Below are 18,592 nucleotides of genomic sequence, written 5' to 3'. Positions count from 1 at the left end.
ACAATAGGGTTACAAATTAATGATTAGATATTTTCTAATGTATTGCAATACAAAATCTGAATCTCTTTTTTATAATGTTACGTACATCTTATTAAAAACTTTAAAACTCTAGTAATTAGTGAATAATATGAGTGTGGAAGCATTAAGTATATATAAAGCAAAATTAGGAGAAGGACCTGTTTATGATATACAGTTAAATAAACTTTTTTGGGTAGATATTGAAGGAAAGAAAATTTTGATTAAAGACCTAGATAGTAATTCAGAAAATGAATATGTAACTCCAGATTTGGTTTCCTCATTATGTATTATTTCAAAAGATGAAATTATAGCTACGATAAGGCACGGTTTTTATATTATAAATTTCAGAACAAAAAATGTAAATAAAATAGGGGAAGTAGAAGTTGAGTACGAGGAGAATAGATTTAATGATGGAAAATGCGATGCTCTAGGAAGATATTGGGCAGGTACAATGAATATGAAGAAATCTGGCCCTACTGGTAACTTATATAAATTTGAAAAAAGTAATATAACTAAAATTTTATCTGGCTTAACTGTTTCTAATGGCTTAGGATGGAGTCCAGATAATGATGTCATGTACTTAATAGATAGCCCGATAAGGAAAGTTTATGCTTTTGATTTTGACCTTGACAAGGGAGAGATATACAATAAAAGAGTTTTGATTGACTTTAATGGAGAACCGGGTAATCCAGACGGTATGACGATAGATGAGGAAGGATATTTATGGATAGCCCATTGGGGTGGAGGAAAAGTTAGTAGGTGGTCATCACGTGGAGAAAAAGTTTTTGAAATAAAGCTTCCAGTGACTTATGTTACTTCAGTCACATTTGGTACGCATGAAATGAATAGGTTATTCATAACCACTGCAAGTAAAGAAGACGAACCTTTAAGCGGTAGGGTTTTCACTACGCACGTAAATGTAAAGGGAATTCCATCATATAGATTTAAAAAATTGTAAGAAAGGGTAAGGTTAAACTATCAATTTTTGTATATTAAGTATTACTTGTGAGTATAAAATCAATAAATAAAGTTCAAAATTAACAACTACACAATTTTAATTATAGCAATATACAAGAAAAGAATAAGTGGTTAGAAGAAATGTTATTACAAATTGTCATAACATAAATCAAGATTGCTTATCTTAATAATTATCTTTGCTATTATATATACCAAGATGATTTGGCTATATGACGAAAATGGGAAGAAATATAAGTGTGATGAAAAAGGAAATTGTGAGAACATTGCGTTAGTGAAGTTACACACTAAAGAATATGATGAAGGTAAATTATTGAGCGTAGAGGTTAAGTCCTTTGTTAGACTATCTAAGTTTCCTATAGAGGTGAAATTAGATATTAATACTAATAACATACTGTCATTTACAACTCAACAAATCTATGCTGAAACTTATAGTAAAGCCTTTAGTTATTATAATTCACTTGCTATAGACACGGAACCAGTAACAGATCCCCCTAGGGAAGTGAATTATAAATTAGAGAATCTAGATCATGAAAGTTACTTAAGAACTTATCCTTGCTGGATTTATCCAGTTGTCGGGATTATTCCAGCCTATTCTGTCTTTGTATTAGCTGAAGAAAATGGAAAATATGAAGCCATACTATCTCTTTCAAATAACTATGTAACAGCTTATTTATCATCTGACAAAGTCATAATTTATACTGGGTTAGTCACTGATATAATTCCGGAAAGTTATTTCTTATCAATTGGAATTTCAAAAGATCCTTATGAGGCTATAAGATCTTCATTTGAAATAGCCTCTAAACATTTACTAACATTTAAACTGCGAGAACAAAAGGGAGTTCCCCAGAAATTGTTAAATGGATTGGGCTGGTGTAGTTGGAATGCTTTCCTAACTAAAGATCTAAATGAGGAGAATTTGTTGAAAACGGTAAAGGGTATAATTGACAGGGGTGTAAAACTAAGCTGGGTTTTGATAGATGATGGTTGGCAAGATCAAACTGATAGGGCTTTAAATTCCTTAAATCCAGATAGTAAGAAATTTCCTAGCGGGTTTAAAAAGCTCATAGAATCTTTAAGAGCATTAGGAATTAAGTATGTAGGCTTATGGCATACTATAAACGGTCATTGGGGAGGGTTAACACAAAACTTTTTAAAAACATACAATGTTACCGGTCATTTCAGTAAATTCCTTAATAGTTATGTTCCGCCAGCCTCATCACTAGAAGATTCTCTTCACTTTTACAAGGAGTTTGACGGTCATATTATGAGAGAAGGTTTCGATTTCGTTAAGGTAGATAATCAATGGGCTATTCATGCTATATATGAAGGATTGCCTATAGGTATTGTAGCTAGAAATATCCAGTTTTCCCTTCAAAGTGTCTTTGGGTTAGATATAATAAATTGTATGTCTATGACTCCTGAAAATTATTGTAATTATTTGTATAGTAATATTATGAGAAACTCTATTGATTATGTCCCCTTTTGGAAAGAAGGAGCTAAGTTACACATACTCTTCGACGCATATAATTCCTTACTAACTTCTCAAATAGCTTACCCAGACTATGATATGTTCATCTCATACGACCCATATGCTAAAATACATCTAATAGCAAGGATTTTCAGTGGAGGTCCAATATATATTACTGATAGGCATCCAGAAAGAACAAACGTTGAGCTACTTAAGTCAGTATTGTTACCAAATGGGGAAATAGTTAGAGTAGATGAACCAGGTACTATTACGCCGGATCTGCTGTTTAAAAACCCCTTAAAAGATGATGTTCTACTAAAAATTAGAAGTAAGGTTAAAGGGTATGATGCAATAGCTTTCTTTAATGTGAATGAGAAAGAAATTGAAGAGGTCTACAAAACCGATAAAGAAGCAATTTATTATAAAGTGTTTTCTGGTGAACTAGGAAAAGGTGATATTAAGGTAAAATTAAAGGAGCTTGAGGCAGAGATTGTGATAATTTTGCCTAAAGGGAGAAATATAGTGGGACTGAAAGAGTATCTTTTACCTCCTTATCCAATAGAGATTATTGGAAATAATAGGGTGTACTCTAAAGCTAACGGTACTTTAGTTTACATAAAAGATTCTACAAAGAAAGAAATAAGTGTACAAGCTGAAGAAATAGTTAGTATCGAGTAATTTTTCATTTGGTTTAAATTAGAAACACCATAATTATAGGTGACTTCTTTACACTTTTTAATGACTTAGTTGATAATTAGAGAACTAGGGTTTTGATAATACAAATTGCAGTTTCTCAATTTTTTATGTTAATCAATTATTTATTAAAAAAGAAGCTAAATAACTTCTATAGGCTATAATCCCCAAAATGTCTTATTTTCTCTGGGTTTCTCATTCTTAACATGTAATATCCAATTATGTGAAGTAATAGAACGCCCCATGCTGCATATACTGCTATATTAAGAGGAAATGCTGGAGCTGGATAAGTACCAAAATATATTACTGCTAAATATAATCCTATGGAAATTAATGGTACTACTATGTGTTTTACTATATCTGCCTTTCTTAACTTTATCTTGTGTGTTATTAGCCCGATTGCAGCAAATAAATGTCCTAAAGCTACATAAAATGAACCGAAGGTTATCAAGAATATACTGGCTTCAAGTGGCCCTAAAATATATCCGCTAATAAGGCTAACTGCACCAGTGATTATACCAGTTAGTATTATAGCATTCCCTGGTACACCATAATGATTAGTTCTAGAGAAAATTCTAGGATAAAGTATTCCATCTCTAGCCATTCCAAATATCATTCTACTACCACTTGTGGCAAATGCTAAAGCAGAGGAATTAAACATAAATGCTACTAAGAATATGAGAAGACCAACTATGACGGGGTTAAAATATTTATTATATATTATGATCATTGGATCAGGTAGATTAGCATAATTAAACATATTGTTTATTCCATAGACTACCGTTTGAGCATAAGAATTAAGAATTAAACCGACTCCTAAAAGAGCAAAAGTTAGGAGAAGTGCTCTAGGTAAAGTTTTCTTAGGTATTTTAGCTTCTTCTGCAACTCCTATTGGTGTCGTAGCTCCACCAAATGTAGTTACCCCGAATATCATTGCAGTTAGTACTAAAGCCCAGTTGTTATTAACTGGGACTGCAGTAAAGGGATAGATAGTATTCTTAGGACCTGCTATTATAATTAAATATAGTGAAGTTATTATTAGGAAACCTATTGATATTAAACCTATAATAAGATTGAGAATCCCACCAGGTTTTACTCCAAGCCACATTATTAGTGTGATTTCTGCCGTGACTACAACTACAATTAAAGCCCATAACCAAGGCATTGATGACTGTATACTAGGAGAGATTAGATAAATGAACGAGGCTAACCCTAATACCCCGAATCCCGCTGCACCAGCAATAAGATATTGGTAAATATATCCGTAACCCACAGTAAATGCTGCTAAGCTACTATTAAGACCCTTTTTTATCATAGCGACATATCCGTAAGAGGCTGCAATCTCCTTACTCCACTCATAAATTACCACTAAGGTAGTAGCATAAATTAAATATGAGAGAAGAACTGTAAGTGGCATTGCCCCACCAACTAGTCCAGCTAAACCCACAAAATAGAGTGTTGCTACAGCTATTGGTGCATTGGCTGCTATACCATAACTTGCAACTAACCAAGTTCCTAATACTTCTCTTCTAAGTTCTGATTTTTGTAAATCACTCTTTTTATCTTCCATCATATAATTAAAAACAGTATCAAGATTTTTCCTTTTTTACCTTAGAATCTTCCTATCATTTTTGTTCATTCTTTTAACGGGGTTAAAAGAAAAGTTTATAAGAATAGTAGGGATTGTCATTTGCTATATACGATGTTATTTAAGTATAAGAGGTAATAAATACTTTTCGAAAAGTTAATCAAAATCAATTGAGGAGACTAATTTATTAATTGAATTTCTTAAATGATAAAGGAAATCTTGCTTGCTTATTCCTAATTTTTTAGCTATCTCATTAGCCTTTACTGCTCTGGGATAGTTAAAATAGCCCATCGAAATCGCATTTTTGAGAACTAATAACTCCTTTTCAGTTAGACCATAGTATAGTATATCTGAGGGTTTTATTTCATTAATTGAAATACTACTAATATTAAATTTTTCAGTTAATTTATTGGTAACAGATTTACCTAGCGATATTATTTCCCATTTTTCTAATTTCTGTCTTACAATATTTTTATGATATAAGACGTTGTCGTCAGATAATAAATACCCAGATACGGTACTACTTATTTCCTCAAGAAAATCAATAATATAACCTCCCTTAATCTTCCTATACTTTAATATATCATATACATTCTCAGATTTCTCTAGATCTTTTATTAATAGTCGAGGCGATATTATACTAACTTTTATCTTATTATTATTGTATTTTGAGATATTCAATGTAACTACTTTATCCTTAACGTTACTGGTCCAGCAACCTTCATGTAATATTGAAAAGTTAATCTTGTATAGTTTCTTCATTCTAACGGGTTATTAGCCAATTCCAATTAATAAACTTTTTTACTTACTTCTTAAAAATTTTTTAATTTCATCTTATTCTCATATCACGTATTTTTAAAACTTTTTATCTTTTCCCTCAATAAACACTCATAGACTAAACTGGTTTTTTCAATGTTTTTTAGTTCTATATATTCATTCACTATATGTGCTTGTTTGGGATCTCCAGGACCAAAATTCACTGAAACAGAATCTTTATAGAATATTGCATCATATCTTAGACTGCTGACTAACTTTTCTGGGTTTATATTTAAAACAGATTTAACACAATACTTTAGTTGCTTAGTTAAATCTGATTCTTTAGAAACATATCCTGGTATTGTAGATTTTATTTCGAATTCATAATTTATTCCCAACTCTTTGGAAACTGTGTCAACAATCTCTTTATCAAAAAGCTTTTCTTCATTAGGTGAAATAGCCCTATAATAACTAAAGGCAAAAAATCCTGGTACTATTCCATCATTATTAGAAGAATTTATAGTATATCCGCCCAAATTAATATTATATTTCTTACTTAATTCTTCATTTAATTTGAGGGCAAACTTTGATGCTTCAAGAAATGCATTTACACCTTCATTCGCCATGCTTGCATGGACTTGCTTTCCAAAAACTTTTATAACACCTCTTATTATACCGTAGTGCCCTATGTAGATATTTGGGAAGCTAGGTTCTCCAAATATTACCTCCTTAGGTTTAATTCCGATTTCTTCTGTTAAATATTTAGAACCAATTCCTCCACTCTCCTCATCGGGAACAAAGGCGATCTCTATTGGTGTCTCATTGAACCTTGATAAAGCTAAATATAAGCTAACTATAGCTCCTTTCATATCTGACGTTCCCCTACCAAATGCTTTGTTATCAATTATCTTTAGTTTAAACGGTTCTGTTATCCAATTATCTCCAGGCGGAACTACATCGTAATGAAAGTTGAAATGAAGTAATGGTTCTCTAGAATTTTTTACAATCAGTATAACTCTTTTATGTCCTTTATGTTGAGGAGAATAAATATAATTTTTATCAATGTATTCCTCCGGTATAGTTATAAGTTCGGTTTTAAACCCTAATCCAGAAAATAAATCCTTCAAATAGTTTACAATTGTTTCATAATCTTTTCCCGGTGGATTTACCGTTTGAATTTCTATTAAATCTCTTAATAGTGAAACAATCATTACCTTACACTCTCTTAGCCTTAATTAAATTCGATTTACCCAATTTACTTTCTAATTCCATTAACTCGTTTTCGTCGTATACTTTTCCGCCCTTTTCTAAATATTTTATAAGTTCAACACAAAATCTAGATGCATGCTCAAACATTGTTAGATTTTGAACTCCAGTCTCATACCCCGGTATCACTTGTTTAGAAACAGTTGCTAATCCTACAACTGGTGATGAAGTATATAACCAAGGGGAAATTAAAGTACTAATGTGATACACATTATAGTCTAAAGGTGTAAGATCACCAGTAGTAAGGGGTACCATATAAATTTCATGTTCCGTTACTCTATTATAGATGTCAATAACGTTATCGTGCAATTTTAATATATAACCATCTTTAACAACATGCGTTAGTGCAAAATCATTGTATTTTGCTAACCTGTTCCCCTTGGTAGAATCTATAGATAATATAAATGAAGCTGTAGGATCTACTTCGATCTTTAATGCATCATCTAATCCCATTAAGGGGACCATAAAGTCAAATGGTTTATGAGGGATTAATTTAGCCTTTGTAGCTAAATTTGTAACAAATAATATGTCAATGTTAAAGGCAACTCCTTTATCCATTAGGTCAAGAAGTTCAAAGAGTGTAGTTAATGTGATAATAGCACCATCAGCATCAGAAACTAAACCCTTACTAGTACCAACCATTTGAATAGCTCCTAGTCTTCCTAAAATTTCAATCTTATCCTTCCCTCCGCCTTTATATAAGACTTTAATATAAGGAACCTCCCCTACTGTAATTTCCTCATATTCAACCTTATTTTCTAGTCTCTTTCTAATCATTTCTAACGGGTTTTTAGATTCTAAGATATCAATTACGTCAATTAGAGTCTTCAAAATCATATTCTCAGCTTCCCTGGGTTTAGAATATCATGCGGATCAACCATTTTCTTTAATTTCTTCATTAATTCTAGTCTATATTCCTCATCAACTCTATCATTTACTACTAGGGAATGTATTTCAAATGGTATACCTTCCTTTATCATTATCGAATCTATTAATTCGAAATTGCTTTTATCTGACATGAATACAGTGTAGATTATTGTTTCACCTCTCAAAGTCATAACATCACCGTGAATTAATACGTTAGAACCTAGAGCTCTCTTTATTTGACTTACAACACTTAGAAAACTATTTAGAGGAAGTAATCTTACCTCATAAAAATAGTTTGGAAATCTAGTTAATTTGCTCATGGTTACATAAATTGCTGCAAATGCTAATTCGTCTAAAAACCTCATATTTACCTCTTCTCCGAAACTCTTAGTGCTTGCTAATATAACATTCCACTTTCCTGGCTTAACTCTTCCTTGAGAGACTAAAGCCAAAGTCTCCTCGTCTTCTACAGTAATTCTTCTTATACTAGGTCTTTCTTTTTCAAGATCTTTTAAGAAGTTAACCACTTCATTAACGTTATTGAATCGTACTAATTGATCTTTCCAGTCTTCATAATCAATTACAGCTACTTCAGCCTCAGTTATAATTCCAGTAGTTCCAGCTGCTTGAGCAACGGCTAAAGTCATGTCTCCAGTAAGTTCTTGAGATCCATTAGGAGCTACTATTTTTACACGCTTAATTCCATTACCGTGAAAGTGATAGCCAAACTGATAAGATCCTATTCCTACATCTCCACCGGCAATGTAACCTCCTAAAGTAGATATATAAAAACTACTGGGATATACTCTTAATTCTTTTCCCCGTTTTCTTAAGTAATTAAGTGCTTGTAGAACCTTGACTCCCGGAGATATTTTTAAAGAGTTATTATTAAGTTCTAATATTTTATTCAGTTTCTGAATATCAATAACTATTGAAGGAAAAATAGGTAAAACTTGACCAATTGTTGAAGTTCCAGAACCTCTAGCTAATAAGGGAATACGATATTTATTACAAACTTTAATTGTATATTCAATGTCATTCTCATCTTCAGCTATTACAGCACCTAAAATTCTTTTACCCATTTTTGAAAGGATGGGTGAAACTAAGTAAGGAGCTTTCGAATATTCATCTATAATTTCTTCAGTATCAAGAAATTTAGAACCGAATTCTTTTTCAAACTCTTTTTTAGCCAATAAAAATGTCTCCATCAGAAGTATTTTTAAAATGTTCGTATTAAAGAATTTCCTTTAACTAAGTAAAAAACATTACTTAATTGTTTGAATAACTTTATGTCCTTTCCAAGTTTTTACAACTCAGATGAAGAAATGTAAGAGTTAACTTTAGAAAATATTAAGGATTATAATCTCAGTCAAAACACTTCATTTGTCTAATTGCTAGAAAAAATCTCCTCTCCGTTTATAAATACTTTTTTAACATTCAACTTTTCATCCATTAAGATTAAGTCAGCCCTCTTCCCCTTTTCAATAATCCCTCTGTCACTAAGTCCTATTGCTCTTGCTGGATTATATGAACATATGAGTGAAGCCTCCCTTATTCCTATAATACTTGATAAATTTTTAAATGCCTTATCCATTGTTAAAGTACTCCCGGCCAATTTTCCATTCTCAGTCCTTGCAATACCATTTTCAACCCTTAACCTCATTTTACCCAAAGTATAAGTACCGTCTTGAAGATCAGTAGCTATTATAGAATCTGTTACTGCAACAATTCTTTTTATATCAACTATTTTAGTTAAAAACCTTATTACCTCCTTGTTAACGTGTATAAAGTCTGGAATTATTTCAATAAATGGAGAAAAATTAATACTAGCTAAAATTACACCTGGATCTCTATGATGAAATACCCTCATTGCATTAAATAAATGTGTAACCCTATTAGCACCTAAGAGGAATGCTCTAACTGCTGTCTCATAATCAGCATCTGTATGTCCTATTGAAGGGTAAATTCCTAAACTTAACAGAAATGGGATAAAATCCAGATCTTTTTCGGGAGAATAAGTTATTGTTATTACTTTACTATTACTCTCTCTGACACACTCCAACACTTCATTCTTATCTGGATTTCTTATATATCTTACATCTTGTGCACCAGCATGTTTTTCACTTATATAAGGACCTTCTAAGTGAAGTCCTAAAATATCTGTCTGTGATATAGCCTTACAAGCCTCCAACAGACTTTCCCTAGGCATTGTAACTGTTGTAGGTAAGAAAGTTGTTACACCGTGTTGGATCAGTTTCTTTTTCATCCCTATAGCGTTTTTTATGAAATCCTCTTCATTATCCCATGATGTATAATCATATCCACCAATTCCGTGAGTATGAATATCAACAAACCCTGGAAGTAAGAGCATTCTCTCGAAGTCTTCTCCGTCAGTCCTTTCCTCTAATATTTCACTAATTATCCCATCTTTAATTATTACACTACCACTTTCAATTTCCTTATAAGGTGTTATGATTCTAGCGTTTGTTATTTTTAACTCCATTAAGGTTTATTAAAGTTAGGAGGGTATAAAACATATGGGAGGGATTTTTGGATTTATATGTAAAAATCCTAGGGATGTTTCTATTATTAATATTGGTTTAAAAAGGCTCATTTATAGGGGATATGATAGTGCGGGTATTGTTTATGAAAAGGACTCCTCATTAGAAGTAATTAAGATGTTGGGTAATATTGCTAAGAGTGAAATTAAGGTTAATGATAAGTCTAAAGTTGCCTTAGGTCATACTAGGTACGCAAGTAGGGGATGGCCAACATTAAATAATGCACATCCGATAACTGATTGTAAAGGGGAAATTGGACTGGTTATGGATGGTATTTTATATGATTATGAGATATTAAGGGAAAAATTGGAGAGGGAGGGACATAAATTTGTTACTACTACTGATACTGAAGTTTTACCACATTATCTGGAAGGAAATTATGAGGAGAAGTTAAAGGGTATCTGGAATGTAGTTAGGGGTTTATATTCCTTTGCTTTCATAGTTAAGGGTGTTGAAAAGATATTTGCAGTAAATGCTGGTCAAGGATTATATATTGGTATTTCTAATGGATGTTTCTTTATTTCAAGTGATTTACCCTCTTTAACTGGTTTTGCGGAAAACGCTATCATTGTCCCGGAGAATACTTATGTAATATTATCTCCAGATAGTTTTAAGATATTTAACACCCAAGGTGAAGTAGATGGTGAATTAAAGAGGGTTAAGTATAAGGAAGAGATTGCGGATAAGGGAGGTTTTTCACACTTTATGCTAAAAGAAATTTATGATATTCCTTTCTCGTTAATAAATTCTGTAAATTCACTCATGGAAAAGTACTTATCTTTAGCTTCAATGATAATTGCAAATGCTAGAAAGGTTTACATTATTGCTAATGGTAGTAGTTTGCATGCTGGCTATATTTCTTCCTATTACCTTCATGATGTTAGTTTAAACGTTGTGAGTGCAGCTGAATTTCCTTATTACGCACTAGATAATATTACAACTGGGACTGTGGTTATTGCAATTAGTCAGAGTGGGGAAACTTCAGATGTAATAAGGAGTGTTAAACTTGCAAAGCAGAGGGGTGCTGTAATTTTGGGTATTACTAACTCTGTAGGCTCTAGATTAGCTTTAGAATCAAATGTTTATTTACCAATAACTGCCGGACCGGAACTTGCTGTACCAGCTACAAAGACCTTCACTTCTACTATTGTGGTTCTAAAAATTTTATCTGATTATGTATCTTATCAACTAGGTAAAATTGATAAGAAAGACATAGATCATGATAAGAATGAAATACAAAGATTATCGAAATTGGTTTTAGACTCATTACCCTATATGGAGAAAAGGGCTGAGGAGTTAGTTAATTTGATTGATAAAGAGAGTCTTTATGTTGCTAGTAGTGGTATCAATTATCCAATTGCCCTTGAGGGAGCTTTAAAGTTTAAGGAGGCTTCACTAACCCATGCTGAAGGTGTTCAATTAGGAGAACTTCTTCATGGTCCAATTGTTTTAGCCAATAAGGGTTATCCAATACTAGTTATAAAGCCTGCTGAAGAGCAAGCAGAGGATTTATATAACAAAGTTATTAAGTTAGCAAAAGATAGGGGCAGTCCAATAATAACTATTTCCCCAGAGGGTGATTTTAGGAGTGTAAAGACTACTAGAGATCTTTCTCCAATAGCTAATGTTATTCCCCTTCAACTGTTATCTTATAAACTTGGTGTTAAGAAGGAGTTACCAATTGATACTCCAGTAGGCTTAGTTAAAGCCGTAACTATATAACTTTCTTTTTCAGTATTTCAAAAACCTCCTCTGGGTTTGGAACATCTCTAATTATCTCCACTTTTTTATCCTTCAATATTAAGTATATTGAACCGCAGTGGAACCTTTTAGCCAAAAAACCTATAGAAAAGAATGCATCATCAATGGTAGAGTACATAATCTTTTTCTTTGAAAAAGGTGTTTTTATTATTATTTCACTCTCATCGAACTCATAAGTGTGCATTCTTTTCCAGATTATGTATAAGAAGAGTAATGAATATACAATTACCAAAAATAAAATAAAATCAAATACTTTGTAAAAATCTAAAAATAAGGAGAAGATGAAAATTAGAATAGTTCCTTTTACTACTGTTTTTGTAACTGTTGGTTTAGTAACCAACATGCTACCTTTCTCCCGTTATATTCGAATAATGGTGGTTCCCGTTTTTTACATATTTCCATTACAAATGGACATCTCGGGTTAAATCTACAACCATTAGGGGGATTAATTAATGAGGGTACTTCTCCACTTGGTGGTTGTAGTTCTCTTCTCTTTAATGATGGTACTGATGCAATTAAACTTTGAGTGTAAGGATGTTTTGGCGAAGAAATTATATCCTCAGAACTACCAATCTCCATTAATTTCCCAGCATACAATACTCCAATTCTATCTGATATATACCTTGCAACATGAATATTGTGAGTTATGAACATGTATGTTATTCCTCTATCTTTCTGAATTTTTACTAAAAGATTTAATATTTGCGACTGAACTGAAGCATCTAATGCTGAAGTTGGTTCATCTAATACAATAAATTCTGGTTCAGTAATTAATGCCCTAGCTATTGCCACCCTTTGTAACTGTCCACCAGATAATTCCTTTGGATACTTTCCAGCTATATAATCAAAGTCCAAACCAACACTTTCTAGTGCTTCCTTTACTAACTTTCTTTTAGTATCTGAACTTACTTTTCTTAGAGGTTCAGCAACTACGTCAAATATTCTCATCTTGGGATCTATACTACTTGCAGGATTCTGGAAAACCATTGAAATTTTCTTTCTTATCTCGTTAATGTTTTTGTCAGTTACTTTTTTACCTCTGTAATATATTTCCCCAGCTGTTGGCTTATCTAAAGTTACTAAAATTCTTCCTAAAGTGGTTTTTCCAGAACCAGATTCCCCTACAACCCCTAAAGTTTCTTTCTCATAAATTTCTAAATCAATACCATCAAGTGCCTTTACTATAACCGGTTTTTTCCCTAAAATTTTATCTAAAATACCATAGCTGCCTACTATAAAATATTTCTTCAATCCTACTACTCTTATTAATTCATTCATATAACCAACACCTTACTCTTCTATTATTTATCTCTTTCAATTCTGGTTCTTTATTTCTACATATATCCATTACTTTATTGCATCTAGGATGAAACTTACACCCAGTTGGTAAAACTAAAAATGACGGTGGACTACCCTCAATTACTCTTAATTCCCCTTCTTTTTTTGAAATCGTCGGAATACTACTTATTAACCCTTGGGTATAAGGATGCATTGGATTTTTGATAACTTCCTCTATATTACCATCCTCCATTATCCTTCCAGCATACATTACTATTATTCTGTCAGCAATAGCGTAAACAAGAGATATATCGTGAGAGATGAAAAGAATAGAAATTCCCTCCTCTTCTCTTAACTGTTTAAATAATTTTACCACTTGTGCTTGTATCGTAACGTCTAATGCTGAAGTTGGTTCATCAGCAATTAATATCTTTGGTCTTAAAATCAGAGCCATAGCAATTACAACTCTTTGAACTTGCCCTCCAGATAGTTGATGAGGATATTTCTTTATTATTTCTTCTGGATCTGGTAACCTAACATCTTTTACAGCATTTAAAATTATTTCTCTAGCTTCTTTCTCATCAAAATTTTTACCATCTCTGCTTGCTTTAACTCTTACAGCTTCAAGAAGTTGATATTCAACAGTTTTTACTGGGTTTAGGCTATTTAACGGATTCTGGAATATCATGAAAATTCCATTACCTCTTATGCTTACCATTTCTTTCTCTGGAATTTTAGTTATGTCTTTTCCTTGAAAGAGAATCTCACCGCCTTCAAAGTAAGCATTTGGTGGTAATAATCTAATAATTGAATGCCCTAAAGTAGACTTACCAGACCCAGATTCTCCAACAATTCCTATAATTTCTCCGCTCTCCACACTAAAGGTTACGTTATGTAATACTCTGAATTTTCCTACTAATGATTTATACCCTACTGAAAGATTTTTGACTTCAAGGACTTTCAATATGTAACCCTCCCTGCAATTACATCTTGTAATCTATCACCCAAAATTACGAATGATGCTACTAAAACTAAAATGATAATAGAGGGAAATAAAGACCACCACCACACATGCGGTAAGTATTGTAGACCATCAGATACCATTGCACCCCATTCTGGCTGGTTAACACCCTGAAGTCCTATTCCTAAAAAGGTTAAGCTTGCATAGGTTAAAATAACGTTACCAAAGTCTAACGCAGCATAAGATAGGATAGGGTCTATAACATTATGAAACACATGTTTGAAAATTATTCTAAAACTTCTAAACCCCATTAATTTTGCCATATCAACATAACCCATATTTTTAACTACTAAAGTTTGGCTTCTAAATAGTCTTGCATATGTAGCCCACCAGGGTATCATTAATCCAATCATAGCACTAGTAAAACTAGATCCCAAAAGAACTGCAACAGCAATAACCAATATTAAACCGGGTATAGCTAAGAATACATCTGTAATTCTCATTAATACTTCATCAACCCATCCGCCAAAATAACCAGCAAACATTCCTACTAAACCTCCAATTATAATTGCTGAAATTACAACTACGGTCGATATTTCGGCATCTGAGGGTGCGGCATATAAGACTCTACTCAGAATGTCTTCACCATTATAATTGGTTCCAAAAGGGTGATGAATTGATGGAGGTAATAATGATGCTGTAAAATTAAATTGGAATGGATTGTATGGAAGGAATTTATAAGCTAATGAAAAATACAGAATTTGATGAGAAGCATATTGTAAAAGCCCCTCAAATATAGACCATGTGTAGTAAGCGAAAATTATTACTAAAGCACCAAATGCTACTTTACTCTTTAATGCGTTTCTCATTAAACTATTCCTATATATAAAATATATTCCTAAGGCTACAAGAGAAGCAGTTATACTAAATGTCGAAAATAATACGTAAGGCACTAGTACAGTATTATGAAAGTGTAAAGCTTTTAAGGTTGCTCTATTTGCTGAATATGCATAAATACCTAAATTAATTATAAGATAAGCAATAACTGCGATTATAAATATCCTACTTGCTCTCATTCTAATTTCACCCTTGGGTCTAAAATACCGTAGAGTACATCAGCTATAAAGTTGGCTATTATTACAGCAATACCAATAATTATCGTAAAATCTAAAACGGCTACATAATCTAAGCTTTCTATTGCTTGTGTTATGAAATAACCAATTCCTAAATAATGGTAAATATCCTCAATTATTACTGCCCCAGCAACGGAATAACCAAAGAATAGTGCTATAAGTGTTATTACTGGGATTAAACTATTTCTTAGTGCAACTCTGTAAACTACATAATTTCTCTTTAATCCTTTAGCAAAGGCCAATTTGGTATAATCAGATTCCATTGCATCAAGCATAGATGATCTTGTTATCCTAGTAAATAATCCAAACGTAATTATAGCTATTGAAATTGATGGTAATACTGCATGTCTTACTGCCGATATAAAATATGGCCAATCTCCAGCTATTAGTGCATTTAAGATAGGAAATGGTGTATATGAGGGTGGGGCTTTTAATAAAGGATTAACTGTCCCGTTAGGTGGTAATAAGCCTAAGTAGTAAGCTATAATTAGTTGGAGTACTAGTGCAACTAAAAATGGGGGAGAAGCCCAGGTTATTAGATAAACACCTTTTATAGACCTATCTTTTAAAGTCCCTCTATTGGCAGCTGCAATAGCCCCGCTTAATATTCCTATTATTGCTGCTAAAATATCACCTGGAATAACAATTTGAAGACTAATTGGTAAATAATGAAATAAAAGAGAGGATTCTTGAACCTTATATATAGGATCTATACCCCAATTTCCAGTAAAAATATCCTTTATGTAATCCACAAATTGAATGTAAATTGGGGCATTAAGATTATACTCTTTTATTATTTGATCTATTTCTGTAGGAGGAGCGTGAGGGTTTCCTGCATATATTCTAGCTAAGGCTGCTGGATTTGGTGCAGCAGCATGAATAAGAATAAACACAAATAGTATAAGAAGTAGTAATGTTACAATCCCATTTATAACCCTTCTGACCGCGAATTTCAAAAATGAGCTTTGCATAATTAAACTAACCATAATCATGATTTAAAATTTATTGTTTTATGTCATTACCAACACTGATTAGTTTGATAAGATTTAAATAATAGAATTAGAAACTTTTTATTGGTCTAATATGAATAGGAAATTAACTCGTGGGGTATCAGGAGCTGTAATTGCAGCAATAGTAGTTGTAATAATAATAATAGCTGCAGTAGCTGCAATAATGCTAACTAGTCATAAACCAACAACAACAACTACTTCTACAACAACGACAACTACTCCATCGATGACTACTACTTCTACAACAACGACAACTACTTCTACAACAACAACGACACCTATGACTATTACGCTTTCTTCTCCAAATTCATCTACTTTAGTTGATGTATCCCAAACTGCTCCCCCAGATGCCTTAGACCCAGCAACTGGATTTTATGTTCAAGATGGTCCATTATTTACGGCTGTGTTCCAGGAACTTGTGGAGTTCAATGGTAGTAACTATCATGAGGTGGTTCCAGTAATTGCTCAGAATTATACTACAACTAATTACCAACACTGGATATTCTACATTAGGCAAGGAATTTACTTTCCAGATGGTGTTCAAGTTAATGCATCAACAGTATGGTTCTCTTTCTATAGGACTATATTGATGGGTCAAGGTCCTGGAGTAGCAAACTATATTGAATTACTCTTTAATGCAACAGTTTATGCTCAAACTGGTTATGCTATACCTTGGGGAGTTAATTACGCAATACAGAATGCCACTGGCTTACCAACTGCAAATAACTATACGCTGACAGCGGAAGTGTTAGCGTCTATATTATCCCACTTTAATGCTAATAATGCCACAATACAAAAAATAATGAGTTATCCAAATCAAGCTGTTGTAGTCCTAGGTCCTTATGAAGTAGAGATAAACACATTAGAACCATATAGGTTCTTCATTTACGATATAGCATCGTGGTGGGGTGCTATTGTTAACCCAGTAGTAGTTGATGAGCATGGTGGAGTACAGCCAAATACAGCAAATTCATATCTTGATGAATATGGTATGAACGGAACAGGACCATATTTGATAGTTAAAGTTACTCCAGGCTTCTCTACTATAGTTTTAGAGGCAAATCCAAACTATTGGGGTAAATCTCAAAGTGTGCCAGCAGTTGCCCAACCAGCCCACATTAAATATATTGTAATCGATTACGGGTTATCACACAATGATAGAGTAGAAGACTTCTTAACAAACCAAGCACAAATATCCTACGTCTCTATACCATACTTAGGCCAGATTCTAGGCCAAAAACCCTATTCGGTATTACCATTAAATGTTACATTTAGAAACTTTGGTGCTGAACCTGGAGTCCTTTATATTTCAATGAACATGGAACAATTCCCAACAAACATCACTGACTTTAGACTAGCTATAGTACACGCAATTAATTACCAGCAGTTATTACAAATATTTAGTTACAATGGTAAAATTTTAGCTGCTGAGTATTTAGGACCAATATCTCCACAATTCCCAGGATATTACAATCCAGATAATTTGACACCTTATCAATATAATCCATCATTGGCAATGAAATATCTAAATGAAGCTGGTTATCAAGGAGACTTCTACGTAGTTTTACCAAATGGTACGGTACTAGGTAATCCTAATGGGCAAGAATTACCAACGTTAAACATATATGCATTAGCACCCGTAACGCCATTAGAGCAAGACGAACTTGAAATAATAACACAGGATTTACAACAGATAGGTCTTAGTGTTTCTGTAAAATATGTATTACCATCAGTAACAGATGGATGGACAACACCATCCGGTACACCAGATATGGTAGATTTAGGTTGGTTCCCAGACTGGCCAGACCCTGTATTTCAGCAATTAATGCCATTAACTGATGTACAATTTGGTGGCATCTCTGGAAATCTGGCATGGGTAAACATCTCGACTCTACAACAGATTTATCAGACACTACCATTCATTACTAACCAGACAGAACAAATACAGTTAGTTGCTAAAGTATACCAAATAATCTATAATGAAGCACCTTACGCATGGTTACCATTCCCAGACACATACTATCTAGTACAGCCATACGTGCAAGGATTCGTATATAACCCATACGTAGGCTACTTCTACAATATGATGTACTACTCCACGTACACCTATTCAAGTCAAAGTATGTAATTTTTTATCTTTTTCAAAAGAGGTTTAAGCAACTCTTCTAATGTTTATACCTGTTTTTATTTTTTAAGTTTAATAAATCAACTATTTAAATAGAAGGTAAACATATAATTTATGGGGCAAAGTAAA

The 18,592-nt window shown here is 32.8% G+C and carries 15 protein-coding genes; 4 read left to right on the top strand and 11 right to left on the bottom strand.

All coding sequences use genetic code 11. The features are described from left to right. The first annotated feature begins 127 nt into the window (after positions 1-127). Both D1869_RS13785 and D1869_RS13780 read left to right on the top strand, forming a co-directional pair. Positions 128-976, top strand: a complete 849-nt coding sequence (locus tag D1869_RS13785) for an SMP-30/gluconolactonase/LRE family protein (RefSeq protein WP_156015637.1) — start codon at positions 128-130, stop codon at positions 974-976. A 216-nt stretch (positions 977-1,192) separates the two neighbouring features. Beyond that, positions 1,193-3,142, top strand: a complete 1,950-nt coding sequence (locus tag D1869_RS13780; protein ID WP_156015636.1) for a Sip1-related alpha-galactosidase — start codon at positions 1,193-1,195, stop codon at positions 3,140-3,142. A 166-nt stretch (positions 3,143-3,308) separates the two neighbouring features. Here D1869_RS13780 and D1869_RS13775 read toward each other — a convergent pair whose 3' ends face one another. From D1869_RS13775 to nagA, 6 genes are all read right to left on the bottom strand, one after another. Next, on the bottom strand, positions 3,309-4,730 hold the full coding sequence (locus tag D1869_RS13775; protein ID WP_156015635.1) for an APC family permease: 1,422 nt from the start codon (positions 4,728-4,730) through the stop codon (positions 3,309-3,311). Between the two features lie 171 nt (positions 4,731-4,901). Further along, positions 4,902-5,507 carry a helix-turn-helix domain-containing protein gene (locus D1869_RS13770; RefSeq protein ID WP_156015634.1) on the bottom strand — a complete coding sequence of 202 codons (606 nt, stop codon included), beginning with the start codon at positions 5,505-5,507 and terminating at the stop codon, positions 4,902-4,904. An 83-nt stretch (positions 5,508-5,590) separates the two neighbouring features. Next, on the bottom strand, positions 5,591-6,712 hold the full coding sequence (locus tag D1869_RS13765) for a M20 family metallopeptidase (RefSeq protein ID WP_156015633.1): 1,122 nt from the start codon (positions 6,710-6,712) through the stop codon (positions 5,591-5,593). A gap of 4 nt (positions 6,713-6,716) precedes the next feature. Continuing rightward, positions 6,717-7,604, bottom strand: coding sequence for a DUF1177 domain-containing protein (locus tag D1869_RS13760; protein WP_156015632.1), 888 nt, complete (start codon positions 7,602-7,604; stop codon positions 6,717-6,719). Further along, a complete protein-coding gene (locus D1869_RS13755) occupies positions 7,601-8,842 on the bottom strand; it encodes an FAD-binding oxidoreductase (protein WP_156015631.1) in 1,242 nt (413 codons plus the stop codon). Before D1869_RS13755 ends, D1869_RS13760 begins: the two co-directional genes overlap by 4 nt. A 179-nt stretch (positions 8,843-9,021) precedes the next feature. Next, a complete protein-coding gene (gene nagA / locus D1869_RS13750) occupies positions 9,022-10,137 on the bottom strand; it encodes an N-acetylglucosamine-6-phosphate deacetylase (protein ID WP_156015630.1) in 1,116 nt (371 codons plus the stop codon). 34 nt (positions 10,138-10,171) lie between these two features. Between nagA and glmS the strand changes: the two genes are divergently transcribed. Beyond that, the gene (gene glmS, locus D1869_RS13745; protein WP_156015629.1) at positions 10,172-11,917 is read left to right on the top strand and encodes a glutamine--fructose-6-phosphate transaminase (isomerizing); all 1,746 of its coding nucleotides are present in this window, start codon (positions 10,172-10,174) and stop codon (positions 11,915-11,917) included. Here the strand turns inward: glmS and D1869_RS13740 are convergent. From D1869_RS13740 to D1869_RS13720, 5 genes are read right to left on the bottom strand one after another with little or no spacing between them, the layout of a single operon-like run. Next, entirely contained in the window at positions 11,910-12,299 is a 390-nt protein-coding gene (locus D1869_RS13740; protein ID WP_156015628.1) for a PH domain-containing protein, read from the bottom strand. The genes glmS and D1869_RS13740 overlap by 8 nt on opposite strands. After that, complete coding sequence (locus D1869_RS13735) at positions 12,263-13,234, bottom strand: ABC transporter ATP-binding protein (protein WP_156015627.1); 972 nt, start codon at positions 13,232-13,234, stop codon at positions 12,263-12,265. The genes D1869_RS13740 and D1869_RS13735 overlap by 37 nt, the downstream gene beginning before the upstream one ends. Continuing rightward, positions 13,227-14,198 (bottom strand): ABC transporter ATP-binding protein, encoded by a 972-nt coding sequence (locus D1869_RS13730; protein ID WP_156015626.1) that lies wholly within the window; start codon positions 14,196-14,198, stop codon positions 13,227-13,229. The genes D1869_RS13735 and D1869_RS13730 overlap by 8 nt, the downstream gene beginning before the upstream one ends. After that, positions 14,195-15,271: an ABC transporter permease gene (locus D1869_RS13725; protein WP_156015625.1), complete on the bottom strand. Its 1,077-nt coding sequence runs from the start codon at positions 15,269-15,271 to the stop codon at positions 14,195-14,197. Before D1869_RS13725 ends, D1869_RS13730 begins: the two co-directional genes overlap by 4 nt. Then, positions 15,268-16,299 (bottom strand): ABC transporter permease, encoded by a 1,032-nt coding sequence (locus tag D1869_RS13720; protein WP_156015624.1) that lies wholly within the window; start codon positions 16,297-16,299, stop codon positions 15,268-15,270. The genes D1869_RS13725 and D1869_RS13720 overlap by 4 nt, the downstream gene beginning before the upstream one ends. 319 nt (positions 16,300-16,618) lie before the next feature. Between D1869_RS13720 and D1869_RS13715 the strand changes: the two genes are divergently transcribed. After that, the gene (locus D1869_RS13715) at positions 16,619-18,466 is read left to right on the top strand and encodes an ABC transporter substrate-binding protein (RefSeq protein WP_375781480.1); all 1,848 of its coding nucleotides are present in this window, start codon (positions 16,619-16,621) and stop codon (positions 18,464-18,466) included. Positions 18,467-18,592: the final 126 nt, after the last annotated feature.

The organism is Sulfurisphaera ohwakuensis (assembly GCF_009729055.1).
Taxonomy (GTDB): domain Archaea; phylum Thermoproteota; class Thermoprotei_A; order Sulfolobales; family Sulfolobaceae; genus Sulfurisphaera; species Sulfurisphaera ohwakuensis.
The sequence above is the reverse complement of the archived record's forward strand: the minus strand, read 5'-3'. Positions and strand labels throughout refer to the sequence as shown.

Bases quoted from the DNA above. Each gene is read 5' to 3' on its own strand.
- D1869_RS13765 (WP_156015633.1), bottom strand. From the start codon at position 6,712: ATGATTGTTTCACTATTAAGAGATTTAATAGAAATTCAAACGGTAAAT.
- D1869_RS13740 (WP_156015628.1), bottom strand. From the start codon at position 12,299: ATGTTGGTTACTAAACCAACAGTTACAAAAACAGTAGTAAAAGGAACT.
- D1869_RS13715 (WP_375781480.1), top strand. From the start codon at position 16,619: ATGACTATTACGCTTTCTTCTCCAAATTCATCTACTTTAGTTGATGTA.
- D1869_RS13780 (WP_156015636.1), top strand. From the start codon at position 1,193: ATGATTTGGCTATATGACGAAAATGGGAAGAAATATAAGTGTGATGAA.
- D1869_RS13720 (WP_156015624.1), bottom strand. From the start codon at position 16,299: ATGCAAAGCTCATTTTTGAAATTCGCGGTCAGAAGGGTTATAAATGGG.
- D1869_RS13770 (WP_156015634.1), bottom strand. From the start codon at position 5,507: ATGAAGAAACTATACAAGATTAACTTTTCAATATTACATGAAGGTTGC.
- D1869_RS13755 (WP_156015631.1), bottom strand. From the start codon at position 8,842: ATGGAGACATTTTTATTGGCTAAAAAAGAGTTTGAAAAAGAATTCGGT.
- nagA (WP_156015630.1), bottom strand. From the start codon at position 10,137: ATGGAGTTAAAAATAACAAACGCTAGAATCATAACACCTTATAAGGAA.
- D1869_RS13785 (WP_156015637.1), top strand. From the start codon at position 128: ATGAGTGTGGAAGCATTAAGTATATATAAAGCAAAATTAGGAGAAGGA.
- D1869_RS13760 (WP_156015632.1), bottom strand. From the start codon at position 7,604: ATGATTTTGAAGACTCTAATTGACGTAATTGATATCTTAGAATCTAAA.
- D1869_RS13775 (WP_156015635.1), bottom strand. From the start codon at position 4,730: ATGATGGAAGATAAAAAGAGTGATTTACAAAAATCAGAACTTAGAAGA.
- D1869_RS13735 (WP_156015627.1), bottom strand. From the start codon at position 13,234: ATGAATGAATTAATAAGAGTAGTAGGATTGAAGAAATATTTTATAGTA.
- glmS (WP_156015629.1), top strand. From the start codon at position 10,172: ATGGGAGGGATTTTTGGATTTATATGTAAAAATCCTAGGGATGTTTCT.
- D1869_RS13725 (WP_156015625.1), bottom strand. From the start codon at position 15,271: ATGAGAGCAAGTAGGATATTTATAATCGCAGTTATTGCTTATCTTATA.